The sequence below is a fragment of the uncultured Amnibacterium sp. genome (assembly GCF_964244015.1).
Taxonomy (GTDB): Bacteria; Actinomycetota; Actinomycetes; order Actinomycetales; family Microbacteriaceae; genus Amnibacterium.
Genome location: NZ_CAXTHO010000217.1, coordinates 1 through 2077, shown reverse-complemented (window position 1 = coordinate 2077; position 2077 = coordinate 1). Strand labels below are relative to the sequence as shown.

General features: G+C 73.0%; 3 protein-coding genes. 2 read left to right on the top strand and 1 reads right to left on the bottom strand.

What is annotated here, in order from left to right; all coding sequences use genetic code 11:
• Positions 1 to 157 precede the first annotated feature (157 nt).
• On the bottom strand, positions 158 to 358 hold the full coding sequence (locus ACFE67_RS14990) for a hypothetical protein (protein ID WP_375407668.1): 201 nt from the start codon (positions 356 to 358) through the stop codon (positions 158 to 160).
• A gap of 162 nt (positions 359 to 520) precedes the next feature.
• Here ACFE67_RS14990 and ACFE67_RS14985 point away from each other — a divergent pair, with 162 nt between their 5' ends.
• Together ACFE67_RS14985 and ACFE67_RS14980 are read left to right on the top strand one after the other, a co-directional pair.
• Complete coding sequence (locus ACFE67_RS14985) at positions 521 to 1591, top strand: alkene reductase (protein WP_375407667.1); 1071 nt, start codon at positions 521 to 523, stop codon at positions 1589 to 1591.
• Positions 1592 to 1717: 126 nt separating this feature from the next.
• The coding region (locus ACFE67_RS14980; RefSeq protein ID WP_375407666.1) for an alcohol dehydrogenase catalytic domain-containing protein at positions 1718 to 2077 on the top strand (360 nt) is incomplete at its 3' end.

The following is a 2077-nucleotide window of genomic DNA, read 5'->3' as shown; positions in this document are numbered from 1 at the left end:
CGAGGACCGTGGCCGGCACCTGGGCGAAGACGCCGCTGAACTTCACGAAGGGGGTCCGGGCGTACCCGATGATGACGGCACTCATCCACCGATCCTCCTGCACCTGCGTACCGGTCGCAGGGATACCGGGCGGAGGCGACGCCGAGGCGCGCCGGCCTCACTCGGCGGTGCGGAGCTCCCAGGGCACCTCGCCCACCAGCACGACCGGCTCCTCCGGCGGGATGTCGAACTCGCCGGGCTCGTCGAAGCCGCCCGTGATGCTGACGCGACCCAGGTGCATCAGGGTCTCGCGGCCGTCTCCGGCGACGGTGGGCACATCGCCCAGGTGATGGTCGTGCAGCAGCTCGGTGTGTGTCATGGGCCCATCCAGCCGCGTCGGGCGGCGTTCGGCGACGAGGCGCCCGCCGCGTGGAGGGGTTCCGGGGCCCGTACCCAGGGTTCGTGGAGGTGACGGAATTCGGCAGTCGTCTCGCGGTTGACCCTCTGCGGGCGACCCCCGCGACCCGGATGGAGCAGCACGATGGACCTGTTCAGCCCGACCGACTTCGGCGACCTGCACCTCGAGAACCGGGTCGTGATGGCGCCGCTGACGCGCCTCCGCTGCGGCGAGGACGGCGTACCCACCGCGCTCGTCGCGCAGCACTACGCGCAACGCGCCTCCGTCGGCCTGATCGTCAGCGAGGGCGTCTACCTGGGCCGGGACTCGCGCGGCTACGCCGGTCAGCCCGGTATCGCGACCGATGCGCAGGAGGCCGGGTGGCGCGCGGTCGCCGACGCGGTGCACGCCGAGGGCGGCACGATCGTCATGCAGCTGATGCACGCCGGCCGCGTCTCGCACCCCGAACTCACGGGGACCCGCACGGTCGCACCGAGCGCCGTCGCCATCGGCGGCGAGGTGCACACGCAGCACGGCAAGCAGCCGCACGCGGTACCGGAGGCGCTGACGGCGGCCGACCTCGCGGTCGTCCGCGACGAGTTCGTCGGCGGCGCGCGCCGCGCGATCCGGGCCGGGTTCGACGGGGTCGAGCTGCACGGCGCGAACGGCTACCTGCTGCACCAGTTCCTCGCCCCGTCGTCCAACCTGCGCACGGACGGCTACGGCGGCTCGGCCGAGGCGCGGGCCCGCTTCGTGATCGAGGTCGCGCAGGCGGTCGCGGCCGAGGTCGGCGGCGGTCGCGTGGGCATCCGGATCTCGCCGTCGCACGACATCCAGGACGTGCTCGAGACCGACGCCGACGAGACGCGCCGCACCTACCTCGCGCTGATCGACGGCCTCGCGCCGCTCGACCTCGCCTACCTCAGCGTGCTGCACCGCGACCCCGCGAGCGAGCCGGTGCAGGAGCTGCGCGACCGCTTCGACGGCGGTTTCATCGTCAACAGCGGGTTCGGCTCCCACACGACCCGGGACGAGGCGATCGCGTTCGTCGAGCGCGCGCACGCCGACGCCGTGGCCGTCGGCCGTGCCGTGATCGCGAACCCGGACCTCGTGCAGCGCTGGCGGGACGAGGCGCCGGAGAACGCGCCGCGATCCGACCGCTTCTACACGCCGGGTGCGGAGGGCTACACGGACTACCCGCGGCTCAGCGCCTGACACCGAAGCGCCGGAACACCGAAGCGCCTGACACGGAAGCGCCCGAACACCGGCACCACCCCCCGCAAACCCCCAAGGCCCTCCGGATCTGGCGTGGCGGGTCGGGGCGGTCCTAGCGTCGGCGTCATGGCTAAAAAGGCGACCTTGATCGCGACCTTCGCCGGCTACGGCGGGGTCGACATGCTGCAGGTCGCCGAGGAGCCCCGGCCGGTGCCCGACGCGGATCAGGTGCTGGTGCAGGTGGTTGCCGCGGGGATCAGCCACATGGACGCGTACGTGCGCGACGGCCGGTTCCAGGACGCGATCCCCCTGACGTTCCCTGCGCGTCAGGGCACCAGCTTCGCGGGGATCGTCCGCAAGGTCGGCAAGAGCGTGCGGGGGATCAGCGCGGGCATGGAGGTGCTGGGGCACGACCCCGCGCACGGCGCCCACGCGACGCACATCCTCGTCGATCCCGGTGTGCTCGTCCGCCGGCCGCCCCGCATG

Bases quoted from the DNA above. Each gene is read 5' to 3' on its own strand.
- ACFE67_RS14990 (WP_375407668.1), bottom strand. From the start codon at position 358: ATGACACACACCGAGCTGCTGCACGACCATCACCTGGGCGATGTGCCC.
- ACFE67_RS14985 (WP_375407667.1), top strand. From the start codon at position 521: ATGGACCTGTTCAGCCCGACCGACTTCGGCGACCTGCACCTCGAGAAC.